This is a genomic window from Pirellulales bacterium (assembly GCA_019694435.1).
Lineage (GTDB): Bacteria > Planctomycetota > Planctomycetia > Pirellulales > JAEUIK01 > JAIBBZ01.
The window spans coordinates 62,181-78,854 of record JAIBBZ010000016.1 but is presented as its reverse complement, the minus strand read 5'-3'; the positions used below and the strand labels follow the sequence as shown (position 1 = coordinate 78,854).

At 64.5% G+C, this 16,674-nt stretch carries 15 protein-coding genes; 6 read left to right on the top strand and 9 right to left on the bottom strand.

The window, feature by feature from the left end:
- Positions 1-184 precede the first annotated feature (184 nt).
- Positions 185-415 carry a hemin uptake protein HemP gene (locus tag K1X74_13505; protein MBX7167341.1) on the top strand — a complete coding sequence of 77 codons (231 nt, stop codon included), beginning with the start codon at positions 185-187 and terminating at the stop codon, positions 413-415.
- 130 nt (positions 416-545) lie between these two features.
- Positions 546-728, top strand: a complete 183-nt coding sequence (locus tag K1X74_13500) for a hypothetical protein (GenBank protein ID MBX7167340.1) — start codon at positions 546-548, stop codon at positions 726-728.
- 71 nt (positions 729-799) lie between these two features.
- On the opposite strand, the gene cobA is transcribed toward K1X74_13500, so the two are convergent.
- Positions 800-2,323 (bottom strand): uroporphyrinogen-III C-methyltransferase, encoded by a 1,524-nt coding sequence (cobA, locus tag K1X74_13495; protein MBX7167339.1) that lies wholly within the window; start codon positions 2,321-2,323, stop codon positions 800-802.
- A gap of 387 nt (positions 2,324-2,710) precedes the next feature.
- Between cobA and K1X74_13490 the strand changes: the two genes are divergently transcribed.
- Positions 2,711-4,084, top strand: coding sequence for a hypothetical protein (locus tag K1X74_13490; GenBank protein MBX7167338.1), 1,374 nt, complete (start codon positions 2,711-2,713; stop codon positions 4,082-4,084).
- Positions 4,085-4,187: 103 nt separating this feature from the next.
- Positions 4,188-4,469, top strand: coding sequence for a 30S ribosomal protein S20 (gene rpsT / locus K1X74_13485; protein ID MBX7167337.1), 282 nt, complete (start codon positions 4,188-4,190; stop codon positions 4,467-4,469).
- 100 nt (positions 4,470-4,569) lie between these two features.
- Here rpsT and K1X74_13480 read toward each other — a convergent pair whose 3' ends face one another.
- The 4 genes from K1X74_13480 to K1X74_13465 all read right to left on the bottom strand — a co-directional run bounded on the left by K1X74_13480 (position 4,570) and on the right by K1X74_13465 (position 7,746).
- On the bottom strand, positions 4,570-5,466 hold the full coding sequence (locus tag K1X74_13480) for a dihydroorotate dehydrogenase electron transfer subunit (protein MBX7167336.1): 897 nt from the start codon (positions 5,464-5,466) through the stop codon (positions 4,570-4,572).
- Positions 5,463-6,470 (bottom strand): pseudouridine synthase, encoded by a 1,008-nt coding sequence (locus K1X74_13475; protein MBX7167335.1) that lies wholly within the window; start codon positions 6,468-6,470, stop codon positions 5,463-5,465. Before K1X74_13475 ends, K1X74_13480 begins: the two co-directional genes overlap by 4 nt.
- Positions 6,471-6,615: 145 nt before the next feature.
- Positions 6,616-7,449: a TatD family hydrolase gene (locus tag K1X74_13470; GenBank protein MBX7167334.1), complete on the bottom strand. Its 834-nt coding sequence runs from the start codon at positions 7,447-7,449 to the stop codon at positions 6,616-6,618.
- Between the two features lie 27 nt (positions 7,450-7,476).
- Entirely contained in the window at positions 7,477-7,746 is a 270-nt protein-coding gene (locus tag K1X74_13465; protein ID MBX7167333.1) for a hypothetical protein, read from the bottom strand.
- Between the two features lie 276 nt (positions 7,747-8,022).
- Here K1X74_13465 and K1X74_13460 point away from each other — a divergent pair, with 276 nt between their 5' ends.
- Positions 8,023-9,654 (top strand): HEAT repeat domain-containing protein, encoded by a 1,632-nt coding sequence (locus tag K1X74_13460; GenBank protein ID MBX7167332.1) that lies wholly within the window; start codon positions 8,023-8,025, stop codon positions 9,652-9,654.
- Positions 9,647-10,228, top strand: a complete 582-nt coding sequence (locus K1X74_13455; protein ID MBX7167331.1) for a hypothetical protein — start codon at positions 9,647-9,649, stop codon at positions 10,226-10,228. Before K1X74_13460 ends, K1X74_13455 begins: the two co-directional genes overlap by 8 nt.
- 101 nt (positions 10,229-10,329) lie before the next feature.
- Here K1X74_13455 and K1X74_13450 read toward each other — a convergent pair whose 3' ends face one another.
- The 4 genes from K1X74_13450 to K1X74_13435 all read right to left on the bottom strand — a co-directional run bounded on the left by K1X74_13450 (position 10,330) and on the right by K1X74_13435 (position 16,374).
- Positions 10,330-11,544 carry an argininosuccinate synthase gene (locus K1X74_13450; protein MBX7167330.1) on the bottom strand — a complete coding sequence of 405 codons (1,215 nt, stop codon included), beginning with the start codon at positions 11,542-11,544 and terminating at the stop codon, positions 10,330-10,332.
- A gap of 80 nt (positions 11,545-11,624) precedes the next feature.
- A complete protein-coding gene (locus K1X74_13445) occupies positions 11,625-13,637 on the bottom strand; it encodes a tetratricopeptide repeat protein (protein MBX7167329.1) in 2,013 nt (670 codons plus the stop codon).
- A 124-nt stretch (positions 13,638-13,761) separates the two neighbouring features.
- A complete protein-coding gene (locus tag K1X74_13440; GenBank protein MBX7167328.1) occupies positions 13,762-14,769 on the bottom strand; it encodes a PEP-CTERM sorting domain-containing protein in 1,008 nt (335 codons plus the stop codon).
- 588 nt (positions 14,770-15,357) lie between these two features.
- The gene (locus tag K1X74_13435; GenBank protein ID MBX7167327.1) at positions 15,358-16,374 is read right to left on the bottom strand and encodes a hypothetical protein; all 1,017 of its coding nucleotides are present in this window, start codon (positions 16,372-16,374) and stop codon (positions 15,358-15,360) included.
- Positions 16,375-16,674 lie beyond the last annotated feature (300 nt).

Here is a 16,674-nt window from a genome sequence, read left to right as displayed (position 1 = left end):
CGCGTCTCATTAACGCCTCGCACTTTATCATCGTCGATGGTGGTGTCAATCGTCTTTTTGCTTTTTTTCAGCAATCGTTGCCGAAACTCGACGAAGTCCGAACCCACGGCAAATAACACTTGACACTGAGTCTCAATTTCAATAGATTCAGACCGCCAGCCACATCCTGCCGATGCAGCCCGCCATGTCGCGAATCGTCGATTCCCTGCCCGGTTGTGTCGCCATGCCCGATCCCCATTCCGATCAGCCGCGGGCTGAAGCGGCAGAGACCGAAGCCGTGCCTGTACGGTCCGGGCTCCGCATTGTCACCTCGCAAGAGCTGCTCGAGGGCAAAAACGAACTGGTCATCAAGCACGGCGAGGAGATGTACCGACTGCGGCTGACTCGGAGCGGCAAGCTCATCTTGCACAAGTAAGCCGCTACAATCCGCAGGTTCGTCGATTCGCGAGGCCGAGGGCCACTTCAGGTGCCTGAGCCGGGCGAACTATACTGGTTCGAAGCGTCTCGCCCGGAACTTTGCGATTCAGGCCACTTCCTCCCTTCCGATGCAGCGAATTCTCACGATTGCTGGCCTGGTCGTTGCGGTCCTCTTGGCGCTGATCTTCGGCCTCGACCTGGCCCTGGGCATCCCCTTCAGCAAGGTGAGCATGCTCATGGACATCCTGTTCCTGGTCTGCGCCCTGATGCTGGGCTACATGAGCTGGATGACGCTCAGGCAAGTGCCCTAGGCCGGCAAGCGCCCTGGACCGATCTGGCTGCACAGGGCCCACAGGGCCTGCGCCGGCCCGACCCTGCGGCATCAACCGCGCTGCGAGGCCGCGGCCATCGCCGCACACAGGGCATCCATCGTCGCTTCCGCGGCCTCGGCCTCGACCGGGTAGCCCAACTCGCCGAGCGTCGCAGTGGTCAAAGGGCTGATGCTGGCCAATCGTGCTCGGCAGAGGCCCTCACCAAACATCTGCGCGAGCGAACGGGCAATGGCCGAGCTGGTCACGGTAACCCAATCGATGGCCCCGGCGGCAAGTTGGGCCGCGATTTCCGCGTCTGGAGCGACCACGTCGCGGCTCGTATAGGCGACGACCTGATCGACCTGGGCGCCGGCGGCCGCTAGCTGCTCGGCCAGCACTTCGCGTCCCCGGCTGGCGCGAATCAACAAGAACCGCCGACCCTGCGCCTGTTTGACGAACGTCTCGGCCAGCGCCTCGGCATGGAACTCTGCCGGCTGCACGTCGGCCAGCAGGCGATGACGCTCGAGTTCGGCCGCGGTGCCGGGCCCAATCACGGCAATCCGCGCGCGGCCCAGCGCGCGGCCGTCGCGCCCTGTTTGCCACAGTCGGTCCATCACGGCCGACACGCCATTGGCACTGGAAAACACGATCCAGTCGTAGCTATCCAGCGCGTGCAAGACGGCCTCGAACGGCGCGGGATCATCCGGAGGACCGATCTCAATCGCCGGCTGTAGCAGCACCTCGGCGCCCAGTTCGCTCAATTTGTCGGCCAGCGCCCCGGCTTGATGCGCGGGCCGTGTTACCAGGATGCGAGCCCCGAAAAGCGGCCGCGACTCGAACCAGGTGGGGTTTTCGCGCAAGGCAACAACCTCGCCGACGATCGCCACGACCGGCGGGCGGATTCGCGTTGCCCTCAGCAGCGCCGGCAATTCGGCAAGCGTCGTTTCCCAAACCTGCTGGCGCGGCCACGAACAGTAGCGCACGATCGCCACGGGCGTCTGGGGACTACGTCCTCCGGCAACCAATTCGCTGGCCCAGCGCGGGGCGCTCGTCACGCCCATGTAAAACACCAGCGTCCCCGGGAACTGCGCCAAGCGCGCGTAATCGAGCGAGGCACCTTCGGTGTCGGCCCCCTGCTGTCCGGTGACCAGCGCCACCGCCGATGCACAGTCGCGATGGGTCAGGGGTATACCCGCGTAGCTGCCGGCGGCCAGGGCCACCGTCACGCCGGGAACGATCGCATAGGAGATGCCCGCGGCGCGCAGGGCGTCGGCCTCTTCGGCAATGCGGGCAAAGACGCCCGGGTCGCCCCCCTTGAGACGCACGACGCGGCGCCCCAGCCGCGCGGCGGCGATCATGCGCTCGTGCACCTCGGCCTGCGACACGAGCCGCTCGCGGCCATGACGGCCCAGCGAGAAGAGCTCGGCGTCGCGACGGCTATGGCGCAGCAGCTCGGGGTTGACCAGCGCGTCGTAAATCACCAGGTCCGCGCGCGCCAGGCATTGCATCCCCGCCACGGTAATCAGTCCGGGATCGCCCGGCCCTGCCCCGACCAGGTCGACGTGTCCCCGTTCGCCGCGAGCAGGTGAATTCATGCGTGGTACGGCCGGCAAGGTTGTTCCCCGCGTCGGCAAGCTTGGTTTTGCCCGCGGCGATGGCGGTGGCCGGTGCTGTTTCGGTCTGGTAAATTAGAAGGCATTGGAAGCTGCCGGGACACGACCCGCGGGCCGATTCGCTCCGCAGCCGGGAAGAGCCACTTGCCGGGAAATTCTCCGGGCAGGAGTTCTGGCCGGGGCGGAAATTTGCCGCGCACCAGGCTGAACCGGAACAGGCCGATCTTTCCCTTGTGGCAGCTTCCCTGCGTCGGGCCCCGGACTGGTTGGTGGGACGGGTCTGCCGGCCTGCGCACGCGCCCCACGCATCCTGGTCTCAGCACGCAAAGTCTCAGCACGCAAAGCGCCGCTATGTCCGAAGCCGGAGATATGACGCCTGCAAAACGCCGTCGGCTGCAGCAGTGCTACGAGCACGGCAGCAAGAACGCCGCGTCGGGCCAATTCGACTACGCACACGACCTGTTTACCCAGGCCCTGATCGGCGATCCGGGCAACAAGCTGTACGCGGCCGCGCTGATCGGCAATCTGCAAAAAAAGTATAGCAACAACAAAAAAGGCAGCAAACTCGCGTCGATTCAAGGGGTCGGCTCGCGCGGCATGCTCAAAAAGGCCTCGATGTCGAAAGACTGGGCCGGCGTCTTCAAGACGGGCATCGACCTGCTGAAGCTCAATCCCTGGGACACCTCGACGCTGGTCGCCATGGCCGCGGCCTGCGAGCAGCTCGGTTACGAAGAAAACGAAGAACTGTACCTGCGCTGCGCGCTCGATCTGAACATCAAAGACCCCGAGATCAACCGCCTCGCCGGGCGGACGTTGGCCAGGCACAAGCAGTTCGACAGCGCGGTCGTCTGCTGGAGTCGCGTGCTCCAGTCACACCCCGACGACGAAGAAGCCAAGCGGGCCATCGCCGACTTGACGGTCGAGAAAACCATCCACGTCGGCGGGTATCAAGACGCCGAGAGCACGACCGACGTGATGGCCGACAAGATGGAGCAGGCCGAGCGCCAAGGAGGCGGTCCGCGCAAGCTCACCCCGGAAGAGCAGCTCGAGAAAGACATCGCCAAGAATCCGCAAGACGCGTCGCTCTACGTGAGCCTGGCCGACATGCACGCGTCGAAGGAGCGGTTTGCCGACGCGGTCAACGTGCTCGAGCGTGCCATCAAGGCCCTCGGCGAGCAGCTCGACATCCGCGAGCGCCTCGAAGATTTCCAACTGCGTGGACGGCGCGAGCAGGTCGCCGCCGCCGAACGCAAGTATCGTGAGCAGCCGAACGAAGACCTCAAGACCGATCTGGCCCGAGCCAAGACCGAACTCAACAGCCAGGAGCTCGAGGTCTATCGCAAACGGTGCGAGCGATATCCGACCAACCACGGACTCAAGTACGAGCTGGGTCTGCGGCAGATGCGGGCCGGGCAGCATGCCGAGGCCATCAAGGCCCTCCAGGATGCCCGCCAGGACCTCAAGCGCAAGGGGGCCGTCCTGCTGGCCCTGGGCGAGTGTTTCCAGACGATCAAGCAGTACAAGCTGGCTTTGAGCAGCTATCAGCAGGCCGTCCAGGAGACCAACGAACGCGATTTGGACCAGAAAAAGCTGGCCATGTACCGGGCCGGGCGGCTGGCCCTGGGGATGAGCGACCTCGATGTGGCCGAGAAACAGCTCACCGAGCTGGCCGGCTACGATTTTGCCTACCGCGACGTCCCGGCCCTCCTGGACAAGATCAGGGAATTACGCGATAAAGGCTGATTCCCACCACCGGGCCCCCTGACGATCCGTCCTGGGCCGCCCGGAATGAAGTGGGATTGTCCGCCGGTCCGTCACGCCGTCTTCCGTCTTGCCGAGCCCTACGATGCCGAATACTGAAAGTGCCAAGAAGCGTCTCCGCCAAAGCCTCGAACGTCGGGCCCGCAATCGCGCGGCGTCGTCTTCCATGAAGACCGCGATCAAACGCGTGCTGGTAGCGCTCAAGGCGCAGGATGTCCAGGCGGCCGAGACCCACTTCCGCGCGGCACAAAAGGTGATCGATCAGACGGCCGCCAAGGGCGTGATCCACCGCAACGCGGGCGCACGCTACAAGGCCAGGCTTTCGGCCCGAATCAAGGCGGCCAAGGGCGTGAAGGCCACGGCCTAACCGCACGGCGACAGTCCTGATCTTCCGAGCCGCTGATCTTGAGCGGCTCGTTGTTCGTCCGATTCACTGCCCGCTGGCCCGCTGCTCGCGCCGGGGGCCATTACCATGCGATCACCGCGGCGTCGAACACGGGCCCCTCGACGCACGTGCGACGGTAGTCCCAACCGCCGGCAGCGTCGCGCACCCGGGTCACACAGCTAAAGCAGATGCCCAGGCCGCAGGCCATGGGCGATTCGAGCGACACCAGACACGGCACGCCCCGCTGAACGCATAAGTGGGCCACGGCCTCCATCATCGGCTCTGGCCCGCAGCAAACCACGCGACAATCGTGGCCGTGCTCTTGCAGCACTTCGGCCAGCAGCTCGGGAACGAGGGCCTTGCGCCCGGCCGAGCCGTCGTCGGTGCCGATGCGCACGTCGATGCCGAGGGCCTCGAAATCTGCGACGCCGGCCAAGAGCGATTTGCGCCGCACGCCATAGCAGAACGTCACCCGGCGGCAGGCAGGTACCAGTCGCGGCGGCTGGCCGAACTGCTGCCGCCCCAGGTGCTCGCGGGCCAGAACCAGAAAAGGCGTCTGCCCGATCCCGCCGGCGGCGATGACCAGGTGTTCGGTCGCCTGCGGCGGAAATCCGTTGCCCAGGGGCCCCCAGACGTCGATCTGCTGGCCGGGCAAATACTGGGCGAGCCGCTGCGTGAATTTTCCACCGACCAGGTACACGACATCGATCCAGCCGGGCCTTCCCGCGACATCGGCCTGCAGGTCGTACAAGGCAAACGGCCGGCCCAGCAATGGGTCGTTGCACCCGGCGAGCCGGACCATCAAGAACTGGCCCGGCAGGATCTTTCCGGCGATCTCGGGGCACGCGAACCGAATCCGATACGTCGCTTCGGCGATGCGTACGTTGTCGATCACCTCGACGGTCGCCTGCACGGCCCCGTCGGGGTACCAGCACGCGCGGTGTTCGCCTTCGTCATGCGTCGTCGTTGCGGCGGTCATGGTCGTCCTTTGTTCGGCCGCGCCGACGGTTTGCGCGGACGGCGCGGCGGTCCGCTGGGGCCGGACTCCTGCCGCGGGCGCTGGCCGGCGTTGGGCTCTCGACGCGGGGGTCGCGCGGCAGAGCTGCGCTGGCCGGGACGCGCTGGCCGCTTCGCGCGCTGCGGAGGGCCGGGCGCAGGGGCCGCTTCTTGGCGGCGCTGCCGCTGCTTGCCTGCGGCGGCCCGCTTCAGCTCGCGCACCTCGTCGGGCGTGAGCCGGCGGAATTGTCCCGGCTTGAGGTTCCCCAGGCGCAGTCCGGCGATGGCGATACGCTTGATCTTGAGCGCCTTGTGACCCACGCGGGCCAGCACGCGGCGGATTTCTCGATTACGGCCTTCACGCAGGACCATGCGCACCAACGTGCTTTGCGGGCGCCGCGACTTGACCTCCAGGTGAGCAACCTTGGCGATGCCCTCGGCCAGGTGCACGCCGCGCAGCAGCCGGTCGATGGAGCCGGCATCGACCCGGCCCGCGATCAGCACCTCGTACGTCTTCTCGACGCCAAACCGCGGATGGGTGAGCTTCTGCGCCAGCTCGCCATCGTTCGTCAGCAGCATCAGCCCTTCGCTGGCCCGATCGAGCCGGCCAACGCTGAACACGCGTTCGACATGGTCGGGCAACAGGTCGATCACACGCGCGCGGCCGTCGGGGTCGTAGTTGGTCGATACCACGCCCTCGGGCTTGAATACGGCGTAATAGACCAGCTTGGGCGGCTTGAGCGTTGTGTCGTCGACGACGATTTTCTGGCCCGGCCAAACCACGCGGGTCCCCAGTTCGGTGACAACTTGTCCGTCGACGCTGACCCGGCCCGCGGTGATGATTTCTTCGCAATGCCGGCGGCTACCCACACCGGCCGAGGCGAGCACCTTTTGCAGCCGCTCGGGCTGCGGCGGCGCCGCTTCGGTTTCGATGGCCGGTGACTCGGGAGTGGATTGCGATGCGTGCGGACGATGGCGGCGATTCATGCGTGCCATCATAGCCCCCCGGCGGGGCACTCGGCAGGGGCATCGCGGCCTGCAACGAGCGGGAACATCGCCACGTCGGCGCCGGTGGAACGCGAGCGTCGTGTCCGTGCCGATCCAACCTTGCTCCGGTCGACTCCGCGGCGCGCTACCCGGTGGCCGTCTCGAGCACTTCGGGCGGCGTGAACCGGAAATTGCGGCTCTGGCTGAAGAACGCCAGCGGATTCTCGTACACCACCCGTCGAATCAAAGCCTCGCTGTGGCCCCGGTGACGCATGGCCATGATGAAATCGGGCACCGCGGTCGGCTTCGAGGGCCCCCAGTCGCCGGCCGAATTCACCAGCAGCCGCTCGGGTCCGTACAACTCGATAATGTCGCAGGCCCGCTCGGGCGTGCACTTGCTCACGGGGTACAACGTCATGCCGGCCCAATAGCCCTCGTCCAACACGGCGCGCACCGTGTGCTCTTCGACGTGATCGACCAGTACGCGTTGCGGATCGATGCGCCGGTCGCCGCCGAGCATATCGAGGATCATCCGGGTGCCCTTGTACTTGTCTTCCAAGTGGGGCGTATGAATCAGAATCTGCTCGTTCGTCTTGGCAGCCAGGTCCAGGTGTTCGAGAAACACCGTGGCTTCATTCTTGGTGTTCTTGTTGAGTCCGATCTCGCCAATTCCCAGCACGCCGGGCCGGTCGAGATATTCGGGGATCATCGCGATCACTTCGCGCGAGAGGCGAACGTTTTCCGCCTCCTTGGCGTTGATGCACAGCCAGGTGTAGTGCTGAATCCGTGACCAGCCTGCGCGCTTCGGCTCGAACTCGGTCAACTGCCGGAAATAGTCGCGAAACCCGTCGACGGTCCCCCGATCGAAGCCTGCCCAGAACGCCGGCTCGCTCACCGCGACGCAACCCATCCGGGCCAAGGTCTCGTAGTCGTCGGTGACGCGCGAGACCATATGAATATGAGGATCGATGTAGTACATGGTGCGTGATACTCGTGGTGACCGCGGTTATTGGCCGTTGACGGCCAGGCCAAACGTACGGCGCCAATGTTCGTCGTAGCCCAGGGAAAACAGCCGTTGGATCTGCTCGGCCCGATCCGGCTTGTCCGCGGCCAGAATCTCCAGGCCCGCGCGAATGCGTTGCCGGCGAGGATCGGCCTCAACCGTGCCCTCGGCCCGATCGAGGCGATCGAGCGTGGCACCGATTTCGAGCAACTTGGCCCGCACGGCCAGATACTCGCGGTCCAGAATCGTCACGGCATCGAGCCGACCCGACATGGTTGATAGCTCCCGTTACAACCGGATCGACCGTCGAGCCATGAGCGAGGCGGCACGTGCCGTGTCAAGGCGACGGTCGTAGCGAATGCGCAGCGTATGCACTCCAGTGTCGGCACGGTCGGAGCTTAAATCAAGCGCGGCCCTGCGGGATCCTGGGCGCGGCTCCCCGGGAAAAGCTATCGATAAACAGGATGCTGGCCCTTGTGCTCCTGCGCCGCCGTCGAGCGCTGCGCGCAGGCCACGCCGAAAACCACCCCGCCCGAGAAAGCGGCTCCCTTGAGCAACGGACTCGCCACGACCCTTGAGACGCTGACGAAGACGACCAACGCGGCCGCCGATGCCGTGTTGTTGCCGGCACTCAACGCGCGCGATCCGTTCATTCAAGAGGGAGCGCTGATCGGCCTGCTGGAACGCAAGAGCGTCGAAGGCGGCCGAGAAATTCTCCGCCGCTTGCCGCTGTTCACCAGCCGTTGGAAGCAATTGCTGTTCGAGCGCCGGTCACGGCTGTCGAAGACCCTGCGCGAGGCCATCCTCGGCACCGATCCCACGCTCATCCAAAACAGTTTTCCGGCCGTCGTCTGGTTCCGCGAATACGACCTGATTGCCGCGCTGCTGAACCTGATCGAGGACACCCACCATGTCCAGCGCGATCGCGCGGCGCGCACGATGCTCGAACTCGTCGACTTGCTCTACAACGAGCTGGCGGGCCCGCGCGATTATGCCGAGCGTCGCGACCCGCAATTGATGCGCAAGCACGTCGTCGCCACGCTCGAACATTCGGTCGCCCGGTTCTCGCAGCACAAATCGTCCGAGGTGCTCGAAGCGTTTGCCACGCTGGCCGAATCGGACAATGCCCTGCTCAAGCAGATCCTCACCGATCCGCTGCACAACACGTATGTCGCCCTGGTCGAGGTGCTGCATCACAGCTCGCGCCCCGGTGTGGCCCGGCTGTTGCTGAGCTATCTCGACGAGAACCGTCCACCGAGCGCGGCGCTGTCGCTGATCGGTCGCCGCGGCGACGTCAAGTTCGTGCGCCACCTGGCCCAACGCGTCGGCGACGAAGTCTCGCCGACCCATGTGCTGAATCTCAAGCGCATCGAAGCCTGGGCCTGGGCCGCACCCGAGGCCGGAGTTCTGGCCCAACTGGACGACGCGCCGCAAAGTGCCGCGGCGGCGATCGTCATGTGCTCGGGCTATGACCGCCGCAAGGCGTTGAAGACGATTCAATATCTGCTCCAACACGGCACGACGGGAGGGCGCCGTACCGCCGCCCGGCTGCTGGCCGAGTTCAATGGCGTCGAGGCCAATGCCCTGGCGCAGGTCGCCGTCGACGATCCAGACCCGATCGTCCAGGCCCATATCTTGCGACAGATTCGCGGCCGTGGAGTCCCGGGTGCCCTGCCCCGGCTGTTGGCCGCGGTCGATAGCGCCCACGAGGAAGTTCGCGCCGCGGCCCGCGAGTGCCTGGCCGAATTCAGCTTTAGCCGGTTCCTCGCGTCCTACTCGGGCCTCGACGATAACGTGCAGCGCAGCACCGGACGCCTCGTGCGCAAGATCGATCTGCAAGCGCTGCCCCAGTTGCGCACAGAACTCGAATCGTTGTCGCGCAATCGACGGCTGCGTGCCTTGGGCCTGGTGCCTTTGCTCGACGCGGCCGCCGACGTCGAAAGCCAGTTACTCGACCTGCTCGAAGACGAAGACCACGTGGTCCGCGAACAGGCCGTCCGTGCCCTGGCCAACTCGCCGACAGCCAGGGCCCAAGACGCCGTTCGCGGCGCCCTGAACGACCGCAGCCACCGCGTCCGCGAAGCCGTCAACGAGCTGCTCGGCATCGAAGCGTCGGGCTCAGCCTCGGCCGCCCAGCCAACCACGCCCGAACAACCCCCGCAGGAACACGACCATGATTGAGTTGCTGCGCGGGTCGGCGATCTTGGCCGCGGGCGGGAACTTCGACAAGTTCCAACAGATGGGAGCCGAGCTGCGGCGTCGGACGACCGAAGGCACCGGCGATGATCTGTTCTTGCTCGGGGTCGTGGCCCTGATCGTGCCACTGTTTGTTGTGGCGCTGTTCGCGCTGGTGCGCATGCAGGAACGTCGGGAAAGTCTGAACAGCCCCAAGGCGCTGTTTCGCGAGCTGTGCAAGGCGCATCAACTGACCGGTAGCCAGCGCAATCTGCTCAAGCATTTGGCGGCGGGCCACAATCTGACCGACCCAGCCCGGATCTTTCTCGAGCCAGAGCGGTTCGACCCCGGCCGGCTGTCCAGCGAGCTGCAGTCGCGGGCCGCCGACCTGGAATCGCTGCGCAAATTGCTCTTTGCGCGCGACCCGGCCGTCTCGCGCGACGCGTTGCCCGAGCCCAAGGCCATCGCCCCGCGAGCCATGTCGGCAGCAGTCCCTGCACGGGACAGGGCGCCGGCAATCGGCTTGCCCGTGGATGCCCCGGCCAGTCCGCTCGACGCTTCCGCCGCCGGCACTTTCTAACGCCCAAGTCGCGCTGCCTGCACCGGTAGCGGCACGGCCCCCCACGCGTTGGCGATCATCGCGTGAAAGGTTCCCCCGCCTGCGCCGCGGCGCGGGAAACCCTAGTAGGCGCGCGGGAGGATACGCCCTTGCACTCGGACCGGCAGGCCTTGAATGCGGAGGAATCCCTCGGCGTCGGTCTGGTCGTACGAGCCGCCACCCTCCATGCTCGCGATCCCCTCGTCGTAGAGGCTGTTGGGGCTGCGCCGCGAGACGACGTCGATATTGCCCTTGTAGAGCTTGAGCGTCACGGAGCCGTTGACCGGCTGCTGGGCCTGCCGCAAGAACGCCAGCAGTGCGTCGAATTTGGCCGTGTACCAGAAGCCGTAGTAGACCATTTCGGCAACTTCCGGCGCGAGCCGGTCGCGAAGATGCATCAGGTCGCGATCCATCGTCAATTGTTCGACGTAGCGATGCGCCGCGTACAAGATCGTGATGCCCGGCGCCTCGTAGACACCGCGGCTTTTCATCCCCACGAAGCGGTTTTCGACGACGTCGATCCGCCCGATGCCGTTGCGCCCGCCGATCGCGTTCAGCTCTTGAATGGCTGCAAAGGGCGACATCGACCGGCCATTGACTTTGACCGGCACGCCCGCGGCGAATTCGATCGTGACCTGTTCCGGTTGATCGGGCGCCTGCTGCGGCGAGACGGTCATGCCGAACTCGACCAACTCGACGCCGCAGACCTCCAGGTCCTCGAGCTTGCCGGCTTCGTAGCTGATGTGCAGGCAGTTTTCGTCCGAGCTGTAGGGCTTATCGACCGAAGCCTTGACCGGGATCTTCTTCTCCTGGCAGTAGGCGATCATTTCGCGCCGGCCGGGAAACTGCTGGCGAAACGCGGCCATGCGCCACGGGGCGATCAGACGCACGGACGGATCGAGCGCCTCGGCCGCCAATTGAAACCGGCACTGATCGTTCCCCTTGCCCGTTGCTCCGTGCGCGAAAGCATCGGCTTTCACCTCCCGGGCCACCTGCAGGCACGCTTTCGAAATGATCGGCCGGGCAATCGACGTGCCCAACAGGTACAGGCCCTCGTACTTTGCCTGCCACTGCATGACGGGCACGGCAAAATCGCGGCACAACTCTTCCTGCACGTCGACGATCCGTGCACTCGCCGCGCCGCAGGTCCGCGCCTTAGCCAGAATCGCGTCGCGATCCTCGCAGGGCTGGCCCAGGTCGACGTACACCGCATGCACCTCGTGCCCCTGGTCCTGCAGCCAACCAAGAATGACCGATGTGTCGAGCCCCCCGGAATATGCAAGCACGCAACGAGACATGGCAACGGCTACCTCAGGCGAAATGCATGGCGAAAGGGCGATTCTGACCCCTTGTCCGATGCGCGACAAGGGCGCCGGGTTCACGGCGATCCGGCCGCTTGAGCCGCGGGGCCATTCAACTGCTCCTGCGGGCTCTCGCGCAGCGGTTGGCCGGCCTCGAACCGCTGCAGATGCGCCAGTAGGCGCTCGAGCAGGGCCGCATTCTGAGCGGCGTGGGCCCGCTGCACGGCGCGCTGCGCCATGGCCACGGCCTTGTCCAGTTGACCCGCCTCGGCATAGGCCGCCGCCAGGGTGTCGAGAATCGCGGCCACTTGCCACCGCGACAAATTGGCTGCATCGCGGGCCAAGCGGACCGCTTCTCGGCCGTTTCGCAATTCGTCCTGCTCATCCGTCGCCAGGATCCGGGCCAGGCGATTGACGACGGCAATCCGATTGGCTTGCCACAGCGAGGTCGAACCGTCGGCCGCCTTGTCGAGTGCGCGGCGATAATGGGCGGCCGCCTCTTCCGTCCGGCCCAGGTAGTGCAATGCCAGGCCCGCCCCAGCGTGCGCCCATTGCAAGCGGTCGTTGGTGCGCAGCGCGGCCTCGAACAGCGCAAGGGCCTCGGCATGCTCCTGCCGGCCGTGCAAGATCTCGGCCAGGTCGGCGTTCGCGGCCGGATTGAGCGGATCGACGCGCAAAGCGGCGCGGAGCCAACGCTCGGATTCGGCCATCTTGCCGGCCTGGAAATAGACCGCGCCCAGGTTGGTCAGCGCCACGGCACTTCGCGGATTCACCGCGACGGCGTGTAGGTACAGCGCCTCGCTGTTGCGCCAATGTGCCGCCGCGTGCCAGCTCGCATAGCCCGAGAGCAGGACCAACGGAGCGATCACCATCCAAGCCGCTTGGCGAAACCGCGCGGCAAACGCCGCCACGACCAGGGCCAAGCCCAGCAGCGGAAAATAAGCGTAGCGATCCGCGACGGTCGAGACCCGTTGAAACTGAAACGGCACCAGCCCCAGCACCGGCAACAAGCTGCCGAGAAAGATCAACAATCCAGCCCGCGCAACGCCGCTTCGCACCAGCACGGCAAAGGCCGCGACCAGGGCGACCGCCCCGGCACCCACGAAGGCGACCCCAGCCTGCGCCAGTACGGTCGCGGGAGTACGGCCATAATCAATCGCCACGGGCAGCGGCCAGGCGAGCTTGCGCAGGTAAAACGCCAGCGCGTCACCGGCCACCACCAGGCGATCGGGCACCGCCACGTCGGGTACGTAATCCTCGCCGGTGGGCTGCACACCCCGCGTGAGCATCACCCAGGCCAAGGACAAGAGAAACCAGGGCAAAGTCGCATAAAACGTGTCGCGCCAAGGGCGGCGCAAGGCCAAGGCGTCGACCGCCACCACGGCAAGGGGCAAGGTCACCGCCGATGGTTTCGACAACAAGGCCAGGACAAAGCACAAGTAGGCCGCGCCGTAGGGCCCGATGAAACTGCGCCGCCAAGTCGCCTGCCCATCGGCCGGCGACCTTGAGCCCTCACCGGGCTGCGCCGAGATCTCGCCTGCGTGCGAGCGCGCGTCGCCTGCCCGAGACCGGGGCAATGCGACTGGCGGGGCTTGCGTAATCAGGCATAGCGCCGCGAGCGAGAAGCCCGTTGCCAGCACCCCTTTCAGCTCAGTTACCCAGCACACCGACTCCACCTGCAACGGATGCAAGACAAACAGCAGCGCCGCGAGCAGCGCCGCAGAAGGCGAACCCGTCAGCCGCCGAGCCAATATGAACAGCAGCGATCCACACGCGATGTGGCCAAGCAGATTGGCCCCGTGAAACAGCAGCGGATCAAACGGTGGTCGGCTCGGTGGCATGGTGAGCTGCCCGAGCCAGACGAGCAGCCCCCAGGTGCCATACGTCACCGGGATATACAACCCGGCATAGTCCTTGACCAGCAAGCTCGCCAAGCTGCGCGCCGTCAACGGCAGGAAATTCGGATTGTTCGTCACGTTGACGGGATCGTCCCACGAGACGAACTCGAACGAGAGCACCTGGCCAAACACAACCGCGGCGGCGAGTCCGACGATTGCCAACCAAGCGATCAACGGGACGGGGCGAGGCATATTGCGCAGCACATTACCCTGGATAGCCTATTGAGACATGGACCAGAATACGAAAAAAGGGCCGGCGCCCCGGAAGAGGCGCCGACCCTTTAGGTTTTGCGTCTGACTTACGTCAGTCGATCAACTACTTCTTGATCCGACGATACATCGGGACCAGAGCAGCCAAGGCGACGCCCAAGAGGACGACCGTCGAGGGTTCCGGTACGCAGATGTAAGTGCCGGTCGCTTGGACGAGACCCTGGAGGGTCGCGTTGATGCCGAGATCCGTGTCAATCGCGGTGAACACCGACAACGGAGCCGACAACAGCACGCCGTAGGTGGTCGAACCACCGCTGGCGCCCAGGAACGTCTGCTGCAACGAACCAATCTGGCCCAGCGAGGGCAGGTCGGCGACGACCGGATCGGTGTTGAAGTCAAGCGTACCCGAGCCAAGCAGCAGGGCGATCGCACCCGAGCCGGCGTAGGTCAAAATACCTTGGTTGATCGCGGCGCTGGTGACGTTGCCACCGTTGGGGTCGCCCGGATCAAACGAGTAGTTCCACGTGCCGCCCAGATAGTTGAGCGGAATGCTGCCCGTGCTGCTCAAGCCGCCGATCTTCACACCGATGAAACCGGTGCGGATCACGCCGAGAGCGCCGAGGTTCAGCAGCAACGTCTGGTCGGAGAGGTTGAACAGACCGCCATCGAAGGTCATCGACGTGGCGATCGGGTCGCAGTCGTCGAGCGTGATGTTCTGCGAGCCGGTCGGATTGAAACCGACCGTCGCGGTGATCGCGCCGAGGGCGTCGATCGTCAACAGAATGTTCGAGCCCGTCAGGGTCAGGTTGACCGGGGTGGGAGCAGCAAACGACTTCGTCGTCGCAAAACCCAACACCGCTAGAGCGACAGACAGAATGGCGAACTTCTTCATTGGCAGCACTCCAAAACTAGGAAACAGACGCTGTGTTTTATCCGACGCCACCGGTGCGGCGTCACTATCGCTACTGGCCTTAGAGTCGCGAGCACGAATGCGATCAGCGACTCCCCCACAAGCCGCGCTTAGCCCGAAGACGCGATCCGCCCCGTCGGGCAGATAGGGCACAAGATATACGGGCCCAAATCGCTTGTCAAAAGAAAAAATCCGGATTTCCAAATTTTGTCGGATTTCTCGCCTTGAGCAGGCTGTCAACTAGAAAAGGCGACAGGATTAATTTCACAAACCATTGCCGAAAAACAACTTAAGACAATTCGACCAAAACTACTTCTAGTGAGGGGCGTTCAAAGTCGCGCGCGCTAGCCGATTAGAAGGCCTGCTCCCAGAATGCGCGCCGACGGGCGGCCATCTGGCTCTTGCGGGCAATCCGCGGCGACTTCTTTCGCAACCAAGCCAAAAACCGCGGGAGCACGGCGGCAACCCTTTTCTTGATATTTTTGCCAATAAAGTCGGAGCCGTCACCGCGCATGCGCATTCAGGAGCCAGCCCCCACGGCACCGGCAATCTGCAGATCGCACAGGTCGTCAACTGCGCCATCGCCAGAGAAAAGGGCGGAAGACCGACGACCCGGAATTGCAAGCGGCGCCGTCCGGGCAAGCAGCCATCACACGGTTCTGTCGCCGGCCCAGGTCCCAGCGAAGAATTCTTGCGGGAAATCAAAAAAAGCCGAGGCCGCACGCTTTCGTGTCGGCCTCGGCTTTGAGGACCAATCAGTCGAACCCCAACTCCTCGGGGCTCAGGGCCGCGTTACTTCTTCCGCAGACGACGAACCAGCGGAAGCATGCCGATGCTCGCGATGCCCAGGAGCACGATGCTCGACGGCTCGGGAATCGGTACGCAGACCGTGTAGAGATACGAGCCACTCGCGACGATCTGCCCTTGCAGGATCGCGAGGACGTCGATCGGGTCGGTCAAAATGTTCTGGCTGACCGAGAGCGGAGCCGAAAGGAGCACATCCACGTTGTAGGTCGAGCAGATCATCGACCCCATCGTGCTCGCGCCCAAGAACGTCTCTGACTGATTCAGCGTGGCGACGTCGCCGAGCTCCGGCAGATCGAAGCCAACAGGATCGGTCGCGAAATCGAGCGTGCCCGAGCCCAGCAGCAGGGCGACGGCGCCGCTACCGCTGTAGGTCAGCACACCGTTGTTGATCGACGTCGAGGTGACGTTGCCACCGAACGGATCGCCCGGGTCGAAATTGTACGTGGCAAAGCCGCCGATATAGTTCAGCGGCAGGTTGCCCGTGCTGGTCAAACCGGTGAGCTTCGCATTCTGGAAACCGGCGAGCACGGTACCGAGCGGACCCAAATTCAGGTTCAGGCTCGCATCGGAGATGTTGATCAGGCCGCCGTCCAGCGAAATGGTGTCCGCCAGGTCAGGCACGGTGATGTTGCCGACGGCAACGCGCATATCGCCGTTGTCAATCGTCACATTCTGGTTCCCCGACAGAACGGTCGTGGTCGAGGCAGTGATGCCACCGAGGGCATTCACCGTCAAGCTCAAGATCGAGCTAGGCTGAAGAGTCAGCGACACGGATACGGGTGCCGCATGGGCACTGGATGCGCAAAGTCCCGCCAAGGCGGCTAAGGCAACACACGAGATGGTCTTCTTCATTAGCGTCTCTCCGATTGGTCCTGAGAATCCGTCGTCTTCAGTTTTTGTGCGGCCGAACCAGCTCGAGCTCCGCCGCCCGTCGTCGTTGTGAGCCCACGCATTCAATGGCCCGTTGCCTACTAGAGGCCTGAGCCAATGCAACACGCGCATTGCGCCCGCTTTCGGGCGTATGGTCCATAGATTACGAGGCGCGGTGATGCGTGTCAAACAAAAAGTTGGCGATTTTCGGTTTTTGATGAGTTTTTCGGATCAACGGCTTGTGACAGTACTTGAAAAGACGTAAGTGCTTGTCAAAACATGAGTTACGAAGAACCGACCACCGGCCAACTCCGCCGTGTCCTCCAGGGGGTTGATCAAACGGGCCCCCTACCGATTTGTGATTGCGTTTCGAATCGGGCTACGATGCACACCGTTGCCCCAAGAGTGCTCTACACCCGTCTCGGACCGCTC